The sequence below is a fragment of the Micromonospora sp. WMMD1219 genome (assembly GCF_049315215.1).
GTDB lineage: Bacteria > Actinomycetota > Actinomycetes > Mycobacteriales > Micromonosporaceae > Micromonospora > Micromonospora tulbaghiae.
This window is the reverse complement of record NZ_CP186057.1, coordinates 3,704,572-3,719,736: the sequence shown is the minus strand read 5'-3', so window position 1 is coordinate 3,719,736 and position 15,165 is coordinate 3,704,572. Positions and strand designations below refer to the sequence as shown.

The 15,165-nt window shown below is 74.3% G+C and carries 10 protein-coding genes; 3 read left to right on the top strand and 7 right to left on the bottom strand.

From position 1 onward, the window contains the following. Positions 1 to 108: 108 nt before the first annotated feature. The gene (locus ACN27C_RS17975; RefSeq protein ID WP_422746893.1) at positions 109 to 1,644 is read left to right on the top strand and encodes a M1 family metallopeptidase; all 1,536 of its coding nucleotides are present in this window, start codon (positions 109 to 111) and stop codon (positions 1,642 to 1,644) included. A 55-nt stretch (positions 1,645 to 1,699) separates the two neighbouring features. On the opposite strand, the gene ACN27C_RS17970 is transcribed toward ACN27C_RS17975, so the two are convergent. Then, the gene (locus ACN27C_RS17970; protein ID WP_358172694.1) at positions 1,700 to 3,205 is read right to left on the bottom strand and encodes a glutamate synthase subunit beta; all 1,506 of its coding nucleotides are present in this window, start codon (positions 3,203 to 3,205) and stop codon (positions 1,700 to 1,702) included. After that, positions 3,198 to 7,865 carry a glutamate synthase large subunit gene (gene gltB / locus ACN27C_RS17965; protein ID WP_422746891.1) on the bottom strand — a complete coding sequence of 1,556 codons (4,668 nt, stop codon included), beginning with the start codon at positions 7,863 to 7,865 and terminating at the stop codon, positions 3,198 to 3,200. The genes ACN27C_RS17970 and gltB overlap by 8 nt, the downstream gene beginning before the upstream one ends. 145 nt (positions 7,866 to 8,010) lie before the next feature. Here gltB and ACN27C_RS17960 point away from each other — a divergent pair, with 145 nt between their 5' ends. Further along, the gene (locus ACN27C_RS17960) at positions 8,011 to 8,853 is read left to right on the top strand and encodes a GNAT family N-acetyltransferase (RefSeq protein WP_422746889.1); all 843 of its coding nucleotides are present in this window, start codon (positions 8,011 to 8,013) and stop codon (positions 8,851 to 8,853) included. A gap of 127 nt (positions 8,854 to 8,980) precedes the next feature. Here ACN27C_RS17960 and ACN27C_RS17955 read toward each other — a convergent pair whose 3' ends face one another. Beyond that, complete coding sequence (locus ACN27C_RS17955; RefSeq protein WP_013287548.1) at positions 8,981 to 10,168, bottom strand: FAD-dependent oxidoreductase; 1,188 nt, start codon at positions 10,166 to 10,168, stop codon at positions 8,981 to 8,983. Between the two features lie 11 nt (positions 10,169 to 10,179). Continuing rightward, positions 10,180 to 11,388, bottom strand: coding sequence for a prolipoprotein diacylglyceryl transferase (gene lgt, locus ACN27C_RS17950; protein WP_422746887.1), 1,209 nt, complete (start codon positions 11,386 to 11,388; stop codon positions 10,180 to 10,182). 103 nt (positions 11,389 to 11,491) lie between these two features. Here lgt and ACN27C_RS17945 point away from each other — a divergent pair, with 103 nt between their 5' ends. Continuing rightward, positions 11,492 to 12,040 (top strand): NUDIX hydrolase, encoded by a 549-nt coding sequence (locus ACN27C_RS17945; RefSeq protein ID WP_422746885.1) that lies wholly within the window; start codon positions 11,492 to 11,494, stop codon positions 12,038 to 12,040. Between the two features lie 120 nt (positions 12,041 to 12,160). Here the strand turns inward: ACN27C_RS17945 and trpA are convergent, their stop codons facing one another. Genes trpA through trpC form a run of 3 tightly spaced genes read right to left on the bottom strand, consistent with a single transcriptional unit; the run spans position 12,161 to position 15,033 of the window. Beyond that, on the bottom strand, positions 12,161 to 12,964 hold the full coding sequence (trpA, locus tag ACN27C_RS17940; RefSeq protein WP_422746883.1) for a tryptophan synthase subunit alpha: 804 nt from the start codon (positions 12,962 to 12,964) through the stop codon (positions 12,161 to 12,163). 4 nt (positions 12,965 to 12,968) lie between these two features. Continuing rightward, positions 12,969 to 14,195: a tryptophan synthase subunit beta gene (gene trpB, locus ACN27C_RS17935; protein WP_120568857.1), complete on the bottom strand. Its 1,227-nt coding sequence runs from the start codon at positions 14,193 to 14,195 to the stop codon at positions 12,969 to 12,971. Between the two features lie 34 nt (positions 14,196 to 14,229). Beyond that, positions 14,230 to 15,033: an indole-3-glycerol phosphate synthase TrpC gene (gene trpC / locus ACN27C_RS17930; protein ID WP_194801305.1), complete on the bottom strand. Its 804-nt coding sequence runs from the start codon at positions 15,031 to 15,033 to the stop codon at positions 14,230 to 14,232. Positions 15,034 to 15,165 lie beyond the last annotated feature (132 nt).

Sequence of the window (15,165 nt, the reverse complement as noted above, 5' to 3'; positions counted from 1 at the left end):
CGAAACATTCGCAAGAATTGAATAGCCGAGATCGGCCGGACGGGACAGATATGTTCACATGTGTCGATTAGCTTGACGGTGACGACACCCGACGGAGGGAGTCCCACCGTGCGACGCGCACTCACGGCGGCCATCGCCGCCCTGACCCTCACCGCGGCCGGCACCACAGTGACCGGCGCGCCCGCCCAGGCCGTCCCCGGCGGATGGGGCCGGCCGCAACCCGCCGCGGCCACCCCGACGCCGGGCAGTCCAGGGCTGGGCGACAGCTACTTCCCCGACTACGGCAACGGCGGCTACGACGTCGGCCACTACGACATCCGGCTGCGCTACGAGCCGGCCACCGACCGGCTCAGCGGCACCACTACGATCCTCGCCACCGCCACCAAGGACCTGTCCCGGTTCAACCTGGACTTCGCACTCGACGTCGAGTCGGTGCGGGTCAACGGGTGGGTCGCCGGCTTCACCCGGGCCGGCGACCACGAGCTGGTGATCACCCCGGCCCGGCCGCCGACCAAGGGGCAGCAGCTCACCGTCGTGGTGAAGTACGCCGGCGTGCCGTCGCAGACCACCGTCTACGGCTACACCGCGTGGGCGCGTACCGCGGACGGGGCGCTCGCCGTCAACGAGCCCGAGTCGGCCTGGTGGTGGTACCCGAGCAACGACCACCCGAAGGACAAGGCCACCTGGGACGTCTCGGTGTCCGTGCCCACCGGTGTCGAGGTGATCAGCAACGGCGTGCAGCCGCGCGACCCGCTGCCCGAGGCCGGCAACCGCACCCGGTGGAGCTGGCGCAGCGTCAAGCCCGGCGCCACCTACCAGGCGTTCCTGGCCATCGGTCAGTACGACATCGTCACCGACACCGCGCCGAACGGGCAGCCGGTGGTGAACGCGTACAGCACCACGCTGGGCGAGCGCCTGCCGGCCGCGCGGGCCAGCATCGAACGCACCGCCGAGATCGTCGACTGGGAGAGCGGCCTGTTCGGCCCGTACCCGTTCGAGGCGCAGGGCGGCGTGGCCGGGCCGGTCGACGGCATCGGCTTCGCGCTGGAGACGCAGACCCGCCCGGTGTACGGCCCCGGCTTCTGGCGGCGCGGCGCCAACACGTACGTGGTGGTGCACGAGAACGCCCACCAGTGGTTCGGCGACTCGGTGTCGGTGGCCGACTGGCGGCACATCTGGCTCAACGAGGGCTTCGCCTCGTACGCCGAGTGGCTCTGGTCGGAGGAGCAGGGCGAGGGCACCGCGCAGGAGCTGTTCGACTTCACCTACGACAGCTATCCGGCCGGCTCCGAGTTCTGGCAGGTGCGCCCCGGCGATCCGGGCCCGAGCGGGATCTTCGACGACGCCGTCTACGACCGGGGCGCGATGGCGCTGCACCAGATCCGGCTCGCCGTCGGCGACGCGGCGTTCTTCCGCATCCTGCGCACCTGGACGGCCAAGCGGCAGTACGGCACGGGCACCGTCGGGCAGTTCCAGGCGCTCGCCGAGCGAATCTCCGGGCGGGATCTCGACGCGGTGTTCACCACCTGGCTGTTCACCCCCGGCCGGCCCGACGTGGCCACCGCCGCGCGGACGACCGCCGCACCGGCGCAGCCCGCCTCGTGGGCGAAGATCCGGGCGGCGCACGACCTGCTCGGCCGCTGACCGGCGCCGGCCGGGCCACTCCCCCAACCACGGGGGCGGCCCGGCCGGTGCGGGGTCAGCGCGCGGCGAGCGGCTGGCGGGCCGGGTCGACCGGGGCGGGCAGCTCGCCCACCCCGCCCAGGTACGCGTGGATCGCCGCCGCGGCGGCGCGTCCCTCGGCGATCGCCCAGACGATCAGCGAGGCGCCCCGGTGCATGTCGCCGGCGACGAAGACGCCATCGGCGGCCTGCCAGTCCGGGCGTGAGTCGACCGCGCCGCGGGCGTTGCGGGTCACCCCGAACTGGGCCAGCAGGGGCTGTTCCTCGGTGCCCTCGAAGCCGATGGCGAGCAGCACCAGGTCGGCCGGGATCTCCCGCTCGGAGCCGGGCAGCGGGGTGACGATGCGGCGGCCGTCCACCTTCTCCACAGTCACCTCGGCGATCCGGACCGCGCGGACCTGGCCGGTGCCGTCGTCCACGAACTCCTGCACGGCGACGGCGAACACGCGCTCGCCGCCCTCCTCGTGCGCCGGGTAGTTGCGCAGCAGCCACGGCCAGGTCGGCCACGGGTCGCGGGCCGCGTCGCGCTCGGTGGGCGGCTGCGGGTAGAGGTCGAGCTGGTGTACGCCGGCCGCGCCCTGCCGGTGCGCCACACCGAGGCAGTCCGCCGCGGTGTCGCCACCACCGATGATCACCACGTGCTTGCCGGCGGCGTCGATCGGCGTACCGTCGGGCAGCGTCGCCAGCGCGGGCCGCCCGTTTCCGGCGGCGGCCACCACCCGGTTCGCGGCCACCAGGTGCGCCATCGCCTGGTGCACGCCGCGCAGCGCCCGGCCGGGCGTCTCCGGGGTGTCCCGGCCCTGCAACGCGCCGCAGGCCAGCAGCACCGCGTCGTGCTCGGCGCGCAGCCGCTCGGCGGTCACGTCGACGCCGACCTCGACGCCGGTCCGGAAGCGCACGCCCTCGGCGGTGAGCTGGGCCAGCCGCTTGTCGATGTGCTGCTTCTCCAGCTTGAAGTCGGGGATGCCGTAGCGGAGCAGGCCGCCGATCGCGTCGTCGCGCTCGTACACGGTGACCATGTGACCGGCGCGCGCGAGCTGCTGCGCGGCGGCCAGCCCGGCCGGGCCGGAGCCGACCACCGCGACCGACCGGCCGGTCGGGGCGGAGGCGGGCCGGGGCCGCAGGCCGTCGCGGGCCACCGCCGCGTCGGCGATCTCCACCTCGACCTGCTTGATGGTGACCGGCTGCTGGCCGCCGAGGCCGAGCACGCAGGCCGCCTCGCACGGCGCCGGACAGAGCCGCCCGGTGAACTCGGGGAAGTTGTTCGTGGCGTGCAGCGACTCCACAGCGGCGTCCCAGTTGCCGGTGCGGACCAGGTCGTTCCAGTCCGGGATGCGGTTGCCCAGCGGGCAGCCGTCGTGGCAGAACGGGATGCCGCAGTCCATGCACCGGGTGGCCTGCTCGCGGATCAGCTCCTCGCCGGCCGGCGGGTACACCTCGCGCCAGTCGGAGATGCGCACCGGCACCGGACGGCGGGCCGGCAGCCGCCGGTCGTAGCGCAGGAAACCGTTCGGGTCAGGCACGAGCCACCTCCTGGGCGACCGCCCGGGGCGCGGGCGGTACCGGCGCGGCCGACGGCACGCTGAGCGCGCTCATCACCGCGTCGTCGACGTCTCGGCCGGCGGCTTCGGCGGCCCGCATGATCTCCATGACCCGGCGGTAGTCCCGGGGCACCACCGCGGTGAACTCCTCCACCGCCTGCGGCCACCGCTTGAGCAGATCCTCGGCGACCGCCGAGTCCGTCTCGGCGAAGTGCCGCTGGACCAGCTCGTGCAGCCGGTCGCGCTCCTCGTCGCGCAGCGGCGACAGGTCGACCAGCTCGGCGTTGACCAGCCGCCGGTCGAGCCGGTGCACGAACGCGGTGCCACCGGACATGCCGGCGGCGAAGTTGCGCCCGGTCGGCCCGAGCACCACGACGGTGCCGCCGGTCATGTACTCGCAACCGTGGTCGCCGAGGCCCTCGACCACCGCCACCGCGCCGGAGTTGCGGACCGCGAACCGCTCCCCCACCCGGCCGCGCAGGAACACCTCGCCGCCGGTGGCGCCGTACAGGATGGTGTTGCCGGCGATGATCTGGTCCTCGGCGCGACCGCCCGGCGCGACGTCCACGCCGACGAACGGCGCGTCGGCGTCCGGCCGGACCACGATCCGGCCGCCGGACAGTCCCTTGCCGACGTAGTCGTTGGCGTCGCCGTACAGGCGCAGCGTGACCCCGCGCGGCAGGAACGCGCCGAACGACTGACCGGCGGTGCCGCGCAGCCGGAACTCGATCGTGTCGTCGGGCAGGCCGGCGCCGCCGAAGCGGCGGGTCACCTCGCCGCCGAGCATCGCGCCGACGCTGCGGTGCTCGTTGCGGACCTCGACCTCTACCCGGACCGGGGTACGGTCGCGCAACGCCGGCTCGGCCAGCTCGATGAGCCGGTTGTCCAGCGCCGCGTCGAGGCCGTGGTCCTGGGCGCGTACGCCCCGGCGGGCCGCGCCCGCGGGCAGCTCGGGCAGGTGCAGCACGCGGCTCAGGTCGAGCCCGTGGCCCTTCCAGTGGTCGATCGCGCCGGCCACGTCGAGCAGCTCGGTGTGGCCGATCGCCTCGTCGATGCTGCGGAAGCCCAGCTCGGCCAGGTAGCCGCGGACCTCCTCGGCGAGGAAGAGGAAGAAGTTCTCCACGAACTCCGGCTTGCCGGTGAAGCGCTCGCGCAGCACCGGGTTCTGGGTGGCGATGCCGACCGGACAGGTGTCCAGGTGGCACACCCGCATCATCACGCAGCCCTCGACGATCAGCGGCGCGGTGGCGAAGCCGAACTCCTCGGCGCCGAGCAGCGCCGCGATCAGCACGTCCCGGCCGGTCTTGAGCTGGCCGTCGACCTGCACGGTGACCCGGTCGCGCAGCTTGTTGAGCAGCAGCGTCTGCTGCGCCTCGGCCAGGCCCAGCTCCCACGGGGTGCCGGCGTGCTTGAGCGAGTTGAGCGGGGACGCGCCGGTGCCGCCGTCGTGCCCGGAGATCAGGATGACGTCGGCCTTGAGCTTGGCCACGCCCGCCGCGACGGTGCCCACGCCCACCTCGCTGACCAGCTTGACGTGCACCCGGGCGGCCGGGTTGACGCACTTGAGGTCGTGGACGAGCTGGGCCAGGTCCTCGATGGAGTAGATGTCGTGGTGCGGCGGCGGGGAGATCAGGCCGACGCCGGGGGTGGCGTGCCGGGTCCGGGCGATCCACGGCCAGACCTTGTTGCCTGGTAGCTGCCCGCCCTCGCCGGGCTTCGCGCCCTGCGCCATCTTGATCTGGAGGTCGTCGGCGTTGACGAGGTATTCGCTGGTCACACCGAACCGGCCGCTGGCGATCTGCTTGACCGCGGAGCGCCGGGCCGGGTCGTGCAGCCGCTCGACGTCCTCGCCGCCCTCGCCGGTGTTGGACTTGCCGCCGAGCCGGTTCATCGCGATGGCCAGCGTCTCGTGCGCCTCCGCCGAGATCGACCCGTACGACATGGCGCCGGTGGCGAAGCGCTTGACGATCTCACCAGCCGGCTCGACCTCGTCCAGCGGCACCGCCGGGCGTACGCCGGTGCGCAGCGTGAACAGCCCGCGCAGCGAGCCCGCCTGGGCGGCCAGCTCGTCGACCTTCGCGGTGTACTGCCGGAACACGTCGTACTGGCGGCTGCGGGTGGCGTGCTGGAGCAGGAAGACGGTCTCCGGGTTGAACAGGTGCAGCTCACCCTCGCGGCGCCACTGGTACTCGCCGCCGACCTCCAGCCGGTCGCTGGCCTGCGCGCCCGGTGCCGGCCAGGCCAGCGAGTGCCGGGCCGCCACCTCGGCGTGGATCTCGTTCAGGCCGATGCCGCCGATGGTGCTCGGGGTGCCGCGGAAGTACCTGTGGACCAGGCGGGTGTCCAGGCCGACCGCCTCGAACACCTGCGCGCCGCAGTACGAGGACACGGTCGAGATGCCCATCTTGGACATGATCTTCAGGACGCCCTTGCCGAGCGCCTTGACGTAGTTGCGGACGGCCTTCACCCGGTCGACGCCGGTCAGCACGCCGGTGGAGATCATGTCCTCCACCGACTCGAAGGCCAGGTACGGGTTGACCGCCGCCGCGCCGTACCCGATCAGCACCGCCGCGTGGTGCACCTCGCGGCAGTCGCCGGACTCGACGACCAGCGCCACCTGGGTACGGGTCTGCTCGCGGACCAGGTGCTGGTGCACCGCGGCGGTGAGCAGCAGCGACGGGATCGGGGCCAGGTCGGCGTTGGAGTCCCGGTCGGAGAGCACCAGGATGCGCACGCCGTCCTCGATCGCCTCGGAGACGTGCCGGCAGATCTCGGTCAGCCGGGCCTTGATGCCGGCGCCGCCGTCGCGGATCCGGTACAGGCCGGAGACCCGGACCGCCTTGAAACCGGGCAGGTCGCCGTCCTCGTCGATGGACAGGATCTTGGCCAGCTCGTCGTTGTCGATCACCGGGTACGGCAGCACGATCTGCCGGCAGCTCGCCGGGCCGGGGTCGAGCAGGTTGCCCTCCGGCCCGATCGTGGACGCCAGGCTGGTCACCAGCTCCTCCCGGATGGCGTCCAGCGGCGGGTTGGTGACCTGCGCGAAGAGCTGATGGAAGTAGTCGTAGAGCAGCCGCGGCCGGGTGGACAGCGGCGCGATCGGGGTGTCGGTGCCCATCGAGCCGATCGGCTCCGCGCCGCTGCGGGCCATCGGGCCGAGCAGGATCTTCAGCTCCTCCTCGGTGTAGCCGAACGTCTGCTGGCGGCGGCGTACCGAGTCGTGGGTGTAGACGGTGTGCTCGCGCGGCGGCAGGTCGTCCAGCTCGATCAGGCCGGCGTGCAGCCACTCCTGGTACGGCTGCTCGGCGGCCAGCTCGGTCTTGATCTCGTCGTCGGAGACGATCCGGCCGTTGACGGTGTCGACGAGGAACATCTTGCCCGGCTGGAGCCGGCCCTTGGCGACGACGGTGGCCGGGTCCAGGTCGAGCACGCCCGCCTCGCTGCCCAGCACCACCGTGCCGTCGGCGGTGTGCCACCAGCGGCCCGGGCGCAGGCCGTTGCGGTCCAGCACCGCGCCGACGATCTCGCCGTCGGTGAACGCGACCGACGCCGGGCCGTCCCACGGCTCCATCAGGCTGGCGTGGAAGCGGTAGAACGCGCGCTTGTCGGCGCGCATGTCCGGGTCGTTCTCCCACGCCTCGGGGATCATCATGAGCACCGCGTGCGGCAGGCTCCGCCCGGCCAGGTGCAGCAGTTCGAGCACCTCGTCGAAGTTGGCCGAGTCGGACGCCGCGGGGGTGCACACCGGGAAGACGCGGCGGATGTTGCCGGGGATGCTCGGGCTGCGCAGCAGCGCCTCCCGGGCCTGCATCCAGTTCCGGTTGCCGCGGATCGTGTTGATCTCGCCGTTGTGCGCGATGAACCGGTACGGGTGCGCCAGCGGCCAGGACGGGAACGTGTTCGTGGAGAAGCGCGAGTGCACCAGCGCGACGGCGCTCACCACCCGCTCGTCGGTCAGCTCCGGGTAGAACGCGGGGAGCTGGTCCGGGGTGAGCATGCCCTTCCACACCATCGTGCGGCCGGACAGCGACGGGAAGTACGCCGGCACGCCCCGCTCGGCGGTCTCCCGCTCGACCTGCTTGCGCAGGCAGAACGACACCCGGTCCAGGTCGAGCCCGGTCAGCGGGGAGCCGGCCGGGCCGTCCGGCGAGCCGGTCAGCCGGTGCGCGGCCACGAACAGCTGCCGGACCCGGGGCATCGCCGCGAGCGCGGTCTCACCCAGGCCGGACGGGTCGGTCGGCACCTCCCGCCAGCCGAGCACGTCGGCGCCCTCGACCAACGCGTACTTGTCGACCACCTGGCGGGCACGGGCCTCGGCCGCGTCGTCGTCGGGCAGGAACACCAGGCCGGTGGCGTACTGGCCGGCCGGGGGCAGCGGGAAGTCGACGGTGGCGCGCAGGAACGCGTCCGGCACCTGGATCATGATGCCGGCGCCGTCCCCGGTGTTGTGCTCCGCGCCCCGGGCGCCCCGGTGGTCCAGCCGGCACAGCGCCCCGAGGCCGTTCGCGACGACCTGGTGCGAGCGCCGCCCGTGCAGGTCGGCCACGAAGGCCACACCGCAGGCGTCGTGCTCGTACGCGGGGTCGTAGAGCCCGGTCGCGGGTGGGGCCGACTGCGGGCTGTGAGGGTACGGAAAGGCCACCGGGCCTCCTGTCGTCACTCAGGATGGATCATGATGGGGACGACGTCGGCCCTCTGCGGTTTATTGAGTCTACGTTAGGGCTTCCGGCGCAAGGCCAGTTCAGATTGATCACACTTCCAGATGCTGGGACGTGTAGTCTCGCGCGGTGGATCTCACATGCGCTGACGTACTCGACCGGTTGGAGCGGTTCTACGACGCGGTGCCCCGCGACGGGGCCCGGACCGAGGAGTACGGCGCCCTGGTGCTGTTCGTCCGGGACGGCGCCGGATGGCCGTTCTACGCCCGGCCCCGGCTCGGCGCCGACGAGGCGCCCACGCTCGCCGACGTCACAGCCGTCCGCGCCCGGCAGCGGGAACTGGGCCTGCCCGAGGCGTTCGAGTGGGTGCACGAGCACCAGCCGGACCTGCTCGCGGTGGCCCGCTCGGCCGGGCTCAGCGTGCTGGAGGCGCCGCTGATGCTGCTGGAACCCCAGCGGCTGCCCGATCCGGGGACGTTCAGCGACGTACCGGTGCGGGTGCTGGACCCCGCCGAACCCGGCTTCGCGGCGGACATCGCGCTGCGGCGGGCCGTCGCGGCGGTCGGCTTCGCCAACGGCGGCACCGCGCGCGGCGACGCCGGACCGGCCGAGCGGGACGCCGCCCTCGCCCAGCTGGACGTGGCCGCGCTGGAGGAGGAGGCGACCCGGGTCGCCGAGGGGCGGCGCATCTCGGTGCTCGCCGGGACGCCCGGCGAGGGCGCGCTCGCCAGCGGGATGGCGATGCGGGTCGACGACGTGGCGGAGATCGCCGGCGTGGCCACGCTGCCGTCCGCCCGGCAGCGCGGGCTGGGCGCGGCGGTGACCGCCACGCTCGCGCGGGAGCTGCGCGCCGCCGGCACCGACCTGATCTTCCTGAGCGCCGGCAGCGAGGACATCGCCCGTGTCTACCTGCGGGTCGGGTTCCGCCGGGTGGGCACCGCCTGCATCGCCGAGCCCGCCGCCGTCATCTGACCACCGACCCGGCTGTCGGGCCGGGCCGGGCCGGTCGCCCGGGGACCGCGCCGGCTGAGGGCCGGGCCGCCGGGAAGCCGTGCCGCCCGAGGGACGGCCGCACGCGGACGGGCCCGCGCGCGGACGGTCAGGACGGCGGCTGCCAGGCGGCGGCGGCCGCGGCGGCGGTGTTGCGCAGCCGCGGGCTGATCGTGCCCAGGGCGGCGTCCCGGGCGCGCAGCGCCAGCCGGCCCCGGGCCTGCAGGACCGCCGACATCCGCCGGGTCTGCCGGACCATCGTGGCCGCGCGGGGGCGGCGCAACCTGTCGTACGCGGTCACCGCGTCCGGCAGTCGCGACTCCCGCAGCAGCCCGGCCAGCGTCGCCGCGTCCTCGAACGCCAGGCAGGCGCCCTGCCCGAGGTGCGGCGGCATGGCGTGCGCGGCGTCGCCGAGCAGCACCACGCCGCCCGGGCCGGCCGGGAAGCCGTACGCCTTGGGCAGCGGGCGCAGCTCGCGGATCTCCTGCTGGACCACGTCCTCCGGGTCGGTCGCCTCCAGCAGCGTGCCGATCGGGGCGGGCCAGCCCGCGAACCAGCGCTTGAGCAGCGCGAGCTGGATCTCCGGCGGCTCCGGCCGGGGCGCGCCCGCGGCGGTGGCGACCCAGTAGACGCCGCCCCGGCGGGACGCACCCGCGGTGCCCCGCTCGCCGAGCGAGGCGGCCAGGAAGCGGTACCCGGCGCCGAGCGTCTCGCCGTGCACCGGCTGGTCGTCCGGCAGTTGCGGGGCCCGGTACCAGGGGATGACCGCACGCCAGGCCGCGCACCCGGAGCTGACCACCGCGGTCTCCGGTGCGAGGTGCCGGCGGATCTCGCTGTCCGTGCCGTCGGCGGCCACCACCAGGTCCGCCTCGTAGGTGTGCCGGCCGTCGCCCACCGCCGGGCGCTCGCCCGACGCCGCGCGCACCGTCCGCACGGTGACGCCGGTACGCAGCTCGACCCGGTCGCCCAGGCCGGCGATCAGCGCGTCGTGCAGGTCCTCCCGGTGCACCACCACCGGCATCCGCTCGGCCGGCGTGGACCGGGCCTGCACCAGCCAGTGCCCGTCCGGCCGGCGCACGCCCCCGTCGGGCAGCGGGGTGGCGATCGCGTCCAGCCCGTCGCCCAGCCCGAGGGCGCGCAACGCGCGTACCCCGTTGGGCCAGAGCACCACGGCGGTCGCCTCCGGGCGGACCCGGTCGGCGCGTTCCAGCAGCGTGACCTGCCAGCCCGAACGGGCCAGCACACCGGCCGCCGCCATTCCGCCGAGGCCGGCGCCGACCACCACCGCGCTGCGCATGACTCCCCCGCTCAGCTGTCCCGGTCCGCCGGGCGCCCGCCGCCGTCGGCCCGGCCGGCGTTCGTGCGCTCGGCGTCCGTCCGCTCCGGATCCGTGTCGTCGCCGTCCGCCCGGTCGGCGTTCGCGCTGTCGTCGCCGTCCGTGCCGCCCGTCGCGGCGTCGTCGGCGGCGGACTCGGCCCGTGCCGGTTCGTCGTCCGGCTCCGGGGGCAGCACACCGGTCTCCCGGTACGCGTCGAACTGTTCCTCGCTCACCACCCGGTAGCCCTCGGGCGCGACCGGCCGGGCGGCGGCCTCCCGGGCGGACAGGTCGACCTGCGACACGTCGCCGGCCGGGCCGGCCACGGGAGCGGGCTCGCCCACCGGCACCAGGTATTCGCGGGGACCGCGGACCCGGATGAAGTAGGCCAGCGCGCCGAGGAAGACCAGCGCGGCGGTCCAGACGTTGAGGCGTACGCCGAGGATCAGGTTCGCCTCGTCGGTGCGCATCAGCTCGATCCAGAACCGGCCCGCCGTGTAGCCCATCACGTAGAGCGCGAACGCCCGGCCGCGACCGAGCCGCAGCTTGCGGTCGAGGAACAGCACCAGCGCGGCGACGCCGATGTTCCAGAGCGCCTCGTAGAGGAACGTCGGGTGGTAGAGCCCCGGCTGGAGCACCGGGTTGCCGGCGTCGTCGCGCAGCGCGTGACCCGGGTTGTCCGGGTCCATCACGTGCACTTCGAGGCCCCAGGGCAGCGTGGTCCGCCCGCCGTACAGCTCGTTGTTGAACCAGTTGCCCAGGCGGCCGACGGCCTGCGCCAGGGGCAGCCCCGGAGCCAGCGCGTCGGCGACGACGGCGAACGGGATGCCGAGCTGCCGGGCGGCGAGCCACGCGCCGACCGCGCCACCGGCCACCGCGCCCCAGATGCCGAGACCGCCCTCCCAGATGTAGAGCGCCTTGATCGGCTCACCACCGGCGCCGAAGTATTTCTCCGGCGAGGTGATCACGTGGTAGATCCGCGCGCCGATGATGCCCGCGGGCACGGCCCAGACGGCGATGTCGAGCACCGCGCCCGGCGCCACGCCGCGGCGGCGCAGCCGGTACTCGGTGACCACGCAGGCCACCACGATGCCGAGGATGATGCAGAGCGCGTACGCCCGGATCGGAACCGGACCGAGCTGCCAGACGGCGGTGCTGGGGCTGGGCATGGCCGCCAGTGGGGTCATCGGGGCGAGGGTCACGGGTGCACACGGTACCGGTGCGGACCGTGTGTGCGGCACCCCGGGCCGCCCTGCCGCGCGGGTCGGATGACTTCTGGTTTGCACGGTCGTACGCTCTTTGTCCATGAGCCCGCTCACCTGGGCGGTCGCCGCTGTCGTCACCGACGGGTCCGGCCGGCTGCTGCTCTGCCGCCGGACCGAGGGGGCCCGCCGCTGGGGGTTGCCGGGCGGGCGGCTGCGTCACGACGAGAGCCCGGCGGACGCCGCCGTCCGGGCGGTCCGCGCGGAAACCGGCTGGGCGGTGGAGCTGACCGACCTGGTCGGTCTCTACCGGGTCACCGGTCCACCGGCGCCCGCCCCACCGGCCGGGCGGTGCGGCGCGCGCCCCGACGTGCTGGTGCACGTGTTCCGCGCCGGGCCGGCCGACGTCGAACCGGCGGGCGAGCCGGTGGCCGGGTGCCTGCCGCGGTGGTGGCCGCCGCAGGAGCTACCCGACGTGCTGACCCCCACCACGCGCGCGGCGATCGCGGACGCGCTCGCCGGCCGCGCCGGCGTGCTGCGGCACACGACCGCCGCCGACGCGCTCATGCCACCCGGCGACGGGAAGCCCGTTGACGCGAAGCCCACCCCGCCCGGCCAGCGCGCGTCCGAGCAGGCCGACAGCAAACGCTGACCGCCCTGCCGCTCGCGTGATCGACACCAGCTCGGCGAGGTGGCGGTATCCCGGCAGCCCCGACCACGCCACCTCGGCGAAGTGGAGTCGATCAAGCGGGCGCCGGAGCGGACCCGGGCGTCAGCGGGCCGGGTTGCGGACGCCTTCGGCCAGTTCGGAGCTGAGCTTGCGCAGCGCGGTCAGGCCGGCGGCCTGGTCCGGGGCGTCCAGCACGCAGCGGACCAGCGCGCTGCCCACGATCACCGCGTCGGCGTACCCGGCCACTGTGGCGGCCTGCGCGCCGGTGCCGACGCCCAGCCCGACGCCGACCGGGATGTCGGTGACCTCGCGCAACCGGGACACCAGGACCGGGGCCGCCTCGGAGGTCTGCGCGCGAGCGCCGGTGACGCCCATGATCGCGGTGGCGTAGACGAACCCGCGGCAGTGCTCGACGGTCATCCGCAGCCGCGCGTCGGTCGAGGACGGGGACACCAGGAACGTACGGTCCAGGCCGTGCGCGTCGGAGGCGGCCAGCCACTCGGCGGCCTCGTCCGGGATCAGGTCCGGCGTGATCAGGCCGGTGCCACCGGCGGCGGCCATGTCGCGGGCGAACGTGTCCACGCCGTACTGCTCGATGGGGTTCCAGTAGGTCATGGTGACCACGCTGGCCCCGGTCGCGGCGACCGCCTCGACGACGCGCAGCGCGTCCGCGACGCGGACACCGCCGGCGAGCGCGATGTCGCTCGCCTTCTGGATGACCGGGCCGTCCATCACCGGGTCGGAGTACGGGATCTCCACCTCGATGACGTCCACGCCCGCCTCGACCATGGCCTTCATGGCGGCGATGCTGCCCTCGACGGTCGGGAAGCCCGCCGGCATGCAGCCGACCAGCACCGCCCGCCCGTCCGCCCGCGCCTTGTCGAAGGCGACCCCGATGCGGCTCACGCTGTCACTCCTTGTCGAGGATGCCGAAGTACGCGCCGGCGGTGTGCACGTCCTTGTCGCCCCGGCCGGACAGGTTGACCACGATCACCGGCTCCCGGCCCAGTTCCTCGGCGAGCCGGGGGGCGATCGCGCGGGCACCGGCGAGCGCGTGCGCGCTCTCGATCGCCGGGATGATCCCCTCGGTGCGGCAGAGCAGCTCGAACGCGGCCATCGCCTCGTCGTCGGTGACGGGGAGGTAGGTGGCCCGGCCGCTGTCGTGCAGCCAGGCGTGCTCCGGCCCGACGCCCGGGTAGTCCAGGCCGGCCGAGATCGAGTGCGACTCGATGGTCTGCCCGTCGGCGTCCTGCAGGACGTACGTGCGGGTGCCGTGCAGCACGCCGGACGAGCCGCCGGTGATGCTGGCGGCGTGCCGGCCGGTGTCGACGCCCTCGCCGCCGGCCTCGAAGCCGTAGAGCCGGACCCCGGTGTCCGGCACGAACGCGTGGAAGATGCCGAGCGCGTTGGAGCCGCCGCCGACGCAGGCCGCGACCGCGTCCGGCAGCGCGCCGGTCAGGTCCAGGCACTGCCGGCGGGCCTCCTCGCCGATGCCGCGCACGAAGTCCCGGACCATCTCCGGGAACGGGTGCGGGCCGGCGGCGGTGCCGATCAGGTAGTGGGTGTCCTCGACGTTGGCGACCCAGTCCCGCATCGCCTCGTTCATCGCGTCCTTGAGCGTGCGCGAGCCGGTGGTCACCGGGACGACTGTGGCACCGAGCATCCGCATCCGCGCCACGTTCAGCGCCTGCCGCTCGGTGTCCACCTGCCCCATGTAGACGACGCATTCCAGGTCGAACAGCGCGGCGGCGGTGGCCGTGGCGACGCCGTGCTGGCCGGCGCCGGTCTCCGCGATGACCCGCCGCTTGCCCATCCGCTTGGTGAGCAGCGCCTGGCCCAGCACGTTGCGGACCTTGTGGGCGCCGGTGTGGTTGAGGTCCTCGCGCTTGAGCAGGACCCGCGCGCCGATCTGCGCGGAGAACCGCCGGGCCTCGTAGAGCAGCGAGGGCGTGCCGGCGTAGTCGCGCAGCAACGCGTCGAACTCGGCGAGGAAGTCCTCGTCGCCCATCGCCTTGCGGTACGCCGCGTCCAGCTCGTCCAGCGCGGCGACCAGCGCCTCGGGGACGAACCGGCCGCCGAACCGGCCGAAGTGACCGGCGGCGTCGGGAACCTGGCCGGCTGCGGGTGCGGCGCTCATCGCGGGCGTCCTCTCGGATCGGGTGCCCGGCGGCTCAGCGCACCGGGCGGGGCGTGGCCGGGTGGTTACCGGCGTTGACCAGCTCGGCGACCGCTTCGCGCGGACTCTTCTGGGTGACCAGGCCCTCGCCCACCAGCACGGCGTCGGCGCCGGCGGAGGCGTACCGGATCAGGTCGTGCGGACCGCGCACCCCGGACTCGGCGATCTTGACGACGCTGCTCGGCAGGCCGGGAGCGATCCGCTCGAACACCGAGCGGTCGACCTCCAGGGTACGCAGGTCGCGGGCGTTCACGCCGATCACCTGCGCACCGGCCTCCAGGGCGCGGTCCGCCTCCTCCTCGGTGTGCACCTCGACCAGCGCGGTCATGCCGAGCGACTCGATCCGCTCCAGCAGCCCGACCAGCGCGTTCTGCTCCAGCGCGGCGACGATCAGCAGCACCAGGTCGGCGCCGTGCGCGCGGGCCTCGTGCACCTGGTAGCTGGAGACCACGAAGTCCTTGCGCAGCACCGGCACGTTCACCGCGGCCCGCACCGCCGCCAGGTCGTCGAGCGACCCGCCGAACCAGCGGCCCTCGGTCAGCACGCTGATCGCCCGCGCGCCACCGGCGGCGTAGTCCCCGGCCAGGTCGGCCGGGTCGGCGATCTCGGCCAGCCGCCCCTTGGACGGCGACGAACGCTTCACCTCGGCGATCACGGCCACGCCGGGGCGGCGCAGCGCCGCGTACGCGTCCAGCGGTGGCGGCGCGGCGGCGGCCAGTTCCCGGATCCGCTCCAGCGGAACCTGCTCCTGGCGCCGGGCCACGTCCTCGCGCACGCCGGCCAGGATCTCGTCGAGCACCCCTGCGGACGGCGCCGCTCCGGCGTCGTCCCCCTCCGCGTGCGCATGCTCAGCAGTCACCAACGGACTCCCCTCTCCGGGCGTCATGGGCCGATGCTAGGGGGCGCCACCTGGCGACGAGTGCCGGGGGGT

What these genes read in the sequence shown, in the direction of transcription:
- ACN27C_RS17955 (WP_013287548.1), bottom strand. Translation starts at nt 10,168, where the DNA reads ATGCGCAGCGCGGTGGTGGTCGGCGCCGGCCTCGGCGGAATGGCGGCG.
- trpB (WP_120568857.1), bottom strand. Translation starts at nt 14,195, where the DNA reads ATGAGCGCCGCACCCGCAGCCGGCCAGGTTCCCGACGCCGCCGGTCAC.
- ACN27C_RS17945 (WP_422746885.1), top strand. Translation starts at nt 11,492, where the DNA reads ATGAGCCCGCTCACCTGGGCGGTCGCCGCTGTCGTCACCGACGGGTCC.